This window comes from Salipiger sp., from assembly GCF_059781815.1.
The window spans coordinates 1-7,148 of sequence record NZ_JBYNAH010000253.1 but is presented as its reverse complement, the minus strand read 5'-3'; the positions used below and the strand labels follow the sequence as shown (position 1 = coordinate 7,148).

Here is a 7,148-nt window from a genome sequence, read left to right as displayed (position 1 = left end):
AGGCGATTGCGCAAGTGAAATGGGAAGCGTTGATCCATCCGAGGGGGTGAAAGTGTGAGGCTAAGGCGAGGGCAGGTGGTGCCCGCGCCAGTAGGAAGATCCGCGCGAAACCATCCCGTCAGCTGTGAGTGGGCAAACCGCAGCGAGACACGGCCCGAACCTCCCTGGGTTGAGCGTCTATGGCCGGGAGCGTGCTCGCGGCCTTTGCTAGGAGAGATCTAATCGCGCCGACGCTGTGGGGGAAGCGTGACGCGGGTTGACGCAGGTGGTTTTGGGGACACGCTGCTTTGTCGGACCCGCGTCACGGCCCCCGGGCACACGAATGCGCCCTCGCTCCCGAAGGATCCAGTAGCTGAGGCGTATGTCAGATTTGTGGCGGTCGGACGCCGCATTCGCGCGAGTGCTCGCCCACCGTGTTTTTACGCGGGGACGTGCGGTCACGATCGGGATCTCGAAGCTGTGCGGCATGGCATCCAGTGCGTTGTGGAGCCGGTCACCCGTGATCGAGGCTCGGTCTGCAGAAGCAGGAGGAAGCGCACGGAAGTCAGCTTGTTCAGGGCGGCCCGAAAATTTGCCGCTGAAGCGCGCCGTGCTCTGTGGGCGCGCGTGGTAGTCTCCGCAGCGACTAGCTTGCTTGGCGGGGAATATGGGAACGCTGCGGGCATGCTGAGTGCCGGGCCGCGCATCCCCGCCTTCTTGAAAGGTAGAGCTCCCGGATTCACGGATTGCCGCAAGGCAATATCGATAGAGGTCGTGACACCACGGTCTCGATGAATTCGTCTAAGACGGGGACGTGACGTTGTCCCGTTTCTCGGATCAATGAACCATCTTGCCGAGAGGAGATGCCATGCCTATCAGTAAGATGTCAGAGGTGGTCATAGCGGTTTAAACACTGCGAAGATCTGTCAGTCGAGATCCGCGGGCGTCGCCACCCCGACAGTCGTTCAACAAGGCCGCGGTGAATCGCGTGCCGACGCTCCGGGTGTCCGAGATGGCTAGTCGTAGTTTTAGCACGACCAAGGAAATCATCCGTTTCGAAGGAATGGATAGGCCGGCCTACTGGCGCCGTTTTGCAATGCTTCTTGGACTCGCGGTGGTTATCGCGACGATGGGGCTGATCCGGGACTCAGGTGCCGTCATTATCGCCGCAATGCTGGTGGCGCCTCTCATGACGCCAATCCTCGGGACTGCCGCCGCCATTGTGACGGGCGACATCGCGCGTGCGCTCGCTCTGCTGCTGATCGTATGGTTGGCGGCCTTTGCTAGCGTGGGTGTCGCGTGGCTGATCGTCTTCCTGACTGACTTCCCGCGTGGCGTGCTACTCCCACATGAGATTCTGAGTAGAACCGACCCTGGAGCCGAGGACTTGGTGGTCGCGCTGGCGGCAGGCCTCGCGGGTGCCTACGTGCAGATACAGAGATCCGAACTCAGCCTTCTGCCGGGGGCAGCTATCGGTGTGGCGCTCGTGCCGCCGCTCGCCACGGTAGGTATATTAATCTATTTTCGGGAATTCACAGCGGCAAGCGAAGCGCTGCTTCTGTTCACAACCAATTTCGCGGCGATTATCCTGTCTGCATGCGCGGTCTATCTCGCCACGGGAGCTGGGTCCTTGTTGCTGCGTTCGGGGAAGCGCCGAATCCGCACCTCACTGGGGCTTTCAATCGCCATTGCTTTCCTGCTGGCAATCTTTGCTCCGCTCTCGACGCTGACCTATTATCGCTATGCGGAGACTCGAGCTGAGGCTGCGTTGGCAAACAGGATTCTGCTATGGGCGGAGGAGGTTCCGGTTGAGATCGTTCGGATCGATGTTCGGGCACGTGAGAAAGTTGCGGAAGTATGGGCCATCGTTGATCTAAACGTCGACGCTGCTTTCAAAACGGCATCTGCGGCGGAAGCGCTTCCGGCACAATTGACGGCGACGCCATTCCGCGATGTGGCGCGCGACCTTCTTGGGACTGAATACGACATCATAGTCCGATACCAGCCTCGCTATGCTTGGCTGGTTGATCTTGATACGAATGTTGTCCGGGCCGCTCCACTCGTTTCGATCGACTGAGCCCTCTTGAGGCAGCATACCGGGCCGGCGTGTCGGGATGCTCCCTCGCGTGCTCTCCTTGCACCCGCAAAGCCGACCCGGTCCGTCACCTAGGCGAACCGCTTTTCGCACAATTCACGGGGTGGCGCATTGACCAAGATCAACGTAGCTCGCTCGCCTCGACGGCATCGGCAATCATGCGGGCGGTGGGGCCGCTGGTCATGTCGAGCCTCTTCGTTTCGTAGCTTACGGCTTGATGTCAGGTGGCGCGGGGCGGGCCCTTGCCGGGGCGTGGCTGATGGCGCTCCGAGGAGAAGGGCGGGAGCCCTAGCGGGGGATGCCGAGATGCGGCGGGGGATTGGTGCTGAACCTTGGCAGTTCGGGTGCCTCGGGGCGCTTGGTCGCGAATACCGCGCGGCATCGGACGGATCCCACTCTGCGGGTGCCAGCCGCTGCCGCGATGTCTAGATGGCCTTGGGGCGCTGCCATTGCCGAAGCCGGGGCCGACATTCCGGAACCGGGTTTCGGACGATCGTTCGACCTCACATTGATCCGTCCTTGAAACGCCTCGCGGCGAACCTGTCGAAAAGACCCGGCTCTCCCATTTGTCCGCCCTTGAGCATTATTCGCATACCATCCCTGCGCGGCGAGGAGTGGCTGGCGACGCAGATGCAGACGCCCGGGGCAAGCGTGTGTTCGAACGCGAGCGCATCGAACCCAAGGCGCACGCAAATGCGGCTTGACGTGTCGCCGCCCGCGAGGCCGAGATGCCCGACCTCGGCGCGCTCGAGCAGAGCGGCAACGAAGGCGGCGCAGCGGTCGGCCAGCGCATCGGGAGACAGCCCGTAATCGGCATCCGGCACGAGGTGGACCAGCGTGGGTGTTCCGGCGCGCAGCAGCTCGGCAGCAGGCGCGGTCAGGGAGCTCGAGCGCAGCGCCTCGGGGGTGAGCGCCAACCGGAAGTAGCGCTCGGAGGCGGCGACCTGCGTGGCGGTGGTCTGTGACCGGCTCCCCGCGAAAAGCAGAAGCCCGTCGGAGGCGGGCGGGGGCGCTGTGTCGGTCAGGGGCGTATCGCCGCCGGCGCCGAGGATTTCGGCGATGGAGCTGGCGCCCACTAGGAGCTGTCGTCCGCCGGCAAGGCGCAGGGCCTCGGCGATCCGCGGCAGGTCTTCGTCCTGCATGGCGTCGATCAGCGCTGGCCCCGAGCGCAACGTCTCGGCCACCGTCTCGGGGTCATGGAGATCCGTGACCGAGACCAGGGATAGCCCGTCGAGGCCCTGAGCCGCGAGGTGGCGGCGCAGATCGGCTTCCCGCATCGGGGTCACCGGGTGCCGGCTCATCACCGGATGCCGGTCGATGCGGTGGGTCTCGCCATCGGGGCCACGGGCGAAGAGCGTGCCGAAGGCGCAGTGCCGCGCGAGGCTCGGCTGTCCGCCGATCACCGCGACCACGTCGGGCGCGAAGCGGCTGATCAGCGTCTGCGTGACGGCGCCGATCGAGCCAACCTCGGGTGCGGAGTCGAAGGTCGAGCAGACCTTGAGATGGAGCAGCTCGGGGTCTTCCTCAGCGATCCGTGGCCAGAGGCGCTCGATCTCGTTTCGTGCGCGCAGGGGCGGCAGCGAGCGCAGATCGGTGGGCAGGCCGAGAACCTCCAGCCCGTCGCCGGCCGCATCGCGCAGCACCATGCGGGTGCGCATGCCGCTGCGCGCGTAGGTCGCGAGGCTGTCGGAGGCGCCGGTGAAATCGTCGCCGATGAAGACGATGCGCGCGCCCATCTCAGCGCGCTCCGAAGAACTCGAGCGCAGCCGCCAGCGCCGGGCGTGTTGCCGCACCCTCGGTGAGCGAAGCGCCCGATTGCAGCACGTCGTAGGCCTCGCGCAACGAGGCGATGCCCGCCGCCGGCCCCTGCGGATGGGCGAGGATGCCGCCGCCGCACATGAACATCAGGTCGGACGACTGCGCCGCCTCGAGTGTCTGCGGCAGGGTGCCGGCCCATTGGCCCGAGGAGAAGGCGGGCATGACCCGGTCGTCGGGGCCATCCTTGCAGAGCGGGGCGAGGCAGGCGCGGGCGGCCTCGGTGACCTCCTCGGCGGTATCGACGAACTTGCCGCCGATGCCATGCACGTGCATGTGGTCGATCCCCGCCAGCCGGTAGAGCGCGTGGTAGGCCTGGAAGTCCATCCCGAGCAGCGGGTGCCGGCTCATTGCGCCAAAGCCGTTGCGATGGGCGTGGATGGCGAGCGGGGTGTGGGCGCGCAGGCTCTCCATTCCCGAAAGACCGCACCAGTTGAGGCTGGCCATGACGCAGGATCCGCCCTCGCGGGCCACCAGATCGGCGTGGCGGCGCATGGCGTCGGTCTCGTCGGTGATGTTGAACGCCATCATCACCCTGCGCCCGGTGCGCTCCTGCCACTTGCGGATCACCGCCATCACGGCTGGGACCCGCTCGGCCAGCGGCGCGATGTCAGGATTGGCGCAGATCTCGTCATCCTTGATGAAGTCGACCCCCGCGGCGCAAAGCTGATCGACGAGCGCCGCGATCTCGTCGGGCCGCATTCCAACATTGGGCTTGATGATGGTGCCGAAGATCGGCGCGTCGGTCACGCCGAGGCTCTCGCGGGTGCCCGCGATGCCCTGCGCGGGCAGTGCGAAGCGCGCGCGATAGGCCGCCGGGAGCTCGAGCGAGAGCAGCTTGAGCCCGGTGATCTCTCCGATGTCGTAGAGATTGCCTGAAACCGTCGCCGCCAGCGTCGGAAGGTTGCGCCCGATATTGCCGGTCGGGTAGGCGATGCGGACGCGGGCCCGGCGGAACGGCCCGCCGGGCTGCTTGCGCGTCACATAAGCCGAGTGCAGCGTCGGGGCCTCCGTGCTGTCGAACGCATCGATGGAGAGCACCTCGGCGGCGGCGCGGGCGCGCAGCTCGTCGGTCTCTCCGGCCACGCGCACGAAGGTGCCGGAGCTTTGCTCGCCGGCCATCATGGCGGCGGCCTCGGCGAGCGGGTAGGGGGTCTCGAGCAGGTATTCGGCGACGATCCGTTCCATGCCTGCCTCAGAGCGTGCTGAGATCGGGGAAGGGGCGCACCGGGTCCGAGCCGTCCCAGCCCTCTGAGGCGCTGCGGATCATGTCGAACATGGTGCCCTTCGGGCCAAGCACCTCGGAAAGCTCGATGCAGGTGCCCGGATGGTGCTCTTCGGCGAAATAGGCAAAGCGCCCGTTCTGCCCGACGCAGCCCGACATCTTCACCGTGAAGCCGCGGTCGAGCATCCTTTGCAGGTCGGTCTCGTATTCCCTGGTCCAGAAGGCCACGTGCTGCAGCCCGCGCAGGCCCTTCTGCATGTAATCGCGATACATCGAGGGAACATCGTTGCGGGTCTGGATCAGCTCGACCTGCATGGCGCCGGAATTGGCCAGCGCGACCGAGTTGTGCGGCTGGTAGCTCTGGCCGTCGTAGAGGTAATCCTCGATCGGAACCTGCGGATTGTAGAACCACGGGCCGACGCCCATGGTCTCGGACCAGTATTTCATGCCTGCCTCGATATCGTCGACGACGTAGCCGAGCTGGCGGATGGGGCCAAGAAGGGTGCTCATTGGGAACCTCAGTTCATCAAAGTTTCGGGGAGCCATGTGGACAGCGCCGGGACGGCGGAGACCACGAGCAGGGACAGCAGCAGCGGCAGGAAGAACGGCATCACCCCGGCGATCACCTGGGTGATCGGCATGCGCGAGATGATCGAGATCATGTAGAGGCTCATGCCCACCGGCGGGGTCAGAAGGCCGATCATCAGGTTCAGCACGAAGACGATGCCTAGCTGCAGCGGATCGACCCCGGCGGCGGTCAGCGCCGGTGCGACAATCGGCGCGATGATCAGGATCGCCGCGATGCTCTCGAGCGCCATGCCGACGACCAGCAGCAGGATGTTGACCAGCAGGAGCAGCACCACCGGGTTCTCCGAGACTCCGAGCAGCAGCGCCGAGACCTTCATCGGCACCTGGTCGAGGGTCAGCACCCAGGCGAAGAGCGCGGCGGTGGCGACGACGAAGAGAATGTTGGCGCTGGCCTCGACGGTCTCGCGCAGGGCGCCGATCACGGCGCGCCCGGTCAGGCTGCGATAGATCGCGAAGCCGATGAAGAGCGCGTAGGCGACGGTGACGCCCGCCACCTCGGTGGGGCCGAAATAGCCGCTCATCAGCCCGCCGATCAGCAGCACCGGCGCCATCAGCGCGGGGAAGGAGATCACCGCCTTCTGCGCAATCTCGCGCGGTTTGGCGCTGACCTCGTCGCGGGGCAGGCCCTTGACCCGGGCGATGATCGCCACCTGCGCCATCAGCAGCGCGGTCAGCAGCAGCGCCGGGACGATGCCCGCGAGCAGCAGCTTCACCGCCGAGACATTGGCCACCGAGGCGTAGATGATGATCGGGATCGAGGGCGGGAAGATCGGCCCGATGGTGGCGGCGGCGACGGTGAGACCGGCGGCAAATTCCTTGCGGTAGCCCTGCGCGGTCATCTGGTTGATCTGGATCGCGCCGAGCGCGCCGATATCGGCCAGCGCCGCACCCGAGACGCCGGAGAAGATCAGCGAGACGAAGACGCTGACTTGCGCCACCGCGCCCCGGATGCGTCCGAAGAGCATGCGCACGAGATCGAAGAGATGCGTGGTCACGCCGGTGGCGTTGAGCAGGGCCGCGGCGAAGATGAACAGCGGCACCGCCAGCAGCGGCGAACTGTCGAGCGCGTTCAGGCTGCGCTGGGCGAGCACAGAAACCGGCAGGCCCTGGGTCACGATGACCACGGCGGCCGAGAGGCCGAGGCACACGGCGATCGGTGCGCCGAGTGCGAGCAGCACGGCGAAAAGGCTCAGGAGGGTGAGGCTCATGTGGGTTGTCCGGTCTCGTCGCGGGGATCGTGATAGGCGGTGCTGGGGTCGCGGCGGCGCAGGGCGGCGAGCACGCGGTGCAGCGCCACGGCAAAGAGCAGCAAGCTGCCGGTCAGTGCGAGGCTGTAATAGACCCAGTTCGGCACCCGCAGCGCCGGGGTCAGGAACTTGCCGGCGCGGGGGAGGAACTCGGCGAAGCTCCAGAGCATCAGCCCGGCGAAGGCCAGCGTGGCAAGGT

5 protein-coding genes and 1 pseudogene are annotated in these 7,148 nt (G+C 65.9%); 1 reads left to right on the top strand and 5 read right to left on the bottom strand.

Annotated elements, in window-relative coordinates:
- Positions 1-991 precede the first annotated feature (991 nt).
- On the top strand, positions 992-2,056 hold the full coding sequence (locus AC6RA4_RS21725) for a DUF389 domain-containing protein (protein ID WP_500163859.1): 1,065 nt from the start codon (positions 992-994) through the stop codon (positions 2,054-2,056).
- A 521-nt stretch (positions 2,057-2,577) separates the two neighbouring features.
- Here AC6RA4_RS21725 and AC6RA4_RS21720 read toward each other — a convergent pair.
- From AC6RA4_RS21720 to AC6RA4_RS21700, 5 genes and pseudogenes are all read right to left on the bottom strand, one after another.
- Positions 2,578-3,810, bottom strand: coding sequence for a four-carbon acid sugar kinase family protein (locus AC6RA4_RS21720; RefSeq protein ID WP_500163857.1), 1,233 nt, complete (start codon positions 3,808-3,810; stop codon positions 2,578-2,580).
- Position 3,811: 1 nt separating this feature from the next.
- Positions 3,812-5,077, bottom strand: coding sequence for a RuBisCO large subunit C-terminal-like domain-containing protein (locus AC6RA4_RS21715; RefSeq protein ID WP_500163856.1), 1,266 nt, complete (start codon positions 5,075-5,077; stop codon positions 3,812-3,814).
- Positions 5,078-5,084: 7 nt separating this feature from the next.
- Entirely contained in the window at positions 5,085-5,624 is a 540-nt protein-coding gene (locus AC6RA4_RS21710; protein WP_500163854.1) for a VOC family protein, read from the bottom strand.
- A gap of 8 nt (positions 5,625-5,632) precedes the next feature.
- A complete protein-coding gene (locus AC6RA4_RS21705; protein ID WP_222604237.1) occupies positions 5,633-6,910 on the bottom strand; it encodes a TRAP transporter large permease in 1,278 nt (425 codons plus the stop codon).
- Positions 6,907-7,148 (bottom strand): annotated as a pseudogene (locus tag AC6RA4_RS21700) (TRAP transporter small permease); the annotation flags it as partial. The gene AC6RA4_RS21705 and the pseudogene AC6RA4_RS21700, both read right to left, overlap by 4 nt.

Coding starts and splice junctions, on each gene's coding strand:
- AC6RA4_RS21710 (WP_500163854.1), bottom strand. CDS start 5,624: ATGAGCACCCTTCTTGGCCCCATCCGCCAGCTCGGCTACGTCGTCGAC.
- AC6RA4_RS21705 (WP_222604237.1), bottom strand. CDS start 6,910: ATGAGCCTCACCCTCCTGAGCCTTTTCGCCGTGCTGCTCGCACTCGGC.
- AC6RA4_RS21720 (WP_500163857.1), bottom strand. CDS start 3,810: ATGGGCGCGCGCATCGTCTTCATCGGCGACGATTTCACCGGCGCCTCC.
- AC6RA4_RS21725 (WP_500163859.1), top strand. CDS start 992: ATGGCTAGTCGTAGTTTTAGCACGACCAAGGAAATCATCCGTTTCGAA.
- AC6RA4_RS21715 (WP_500163856.1), bottom strand. CDS start 5,077: ATGGAACGGATCGTCGCCGAATACCTGCTCGAGACCCCCTACCCGCTC.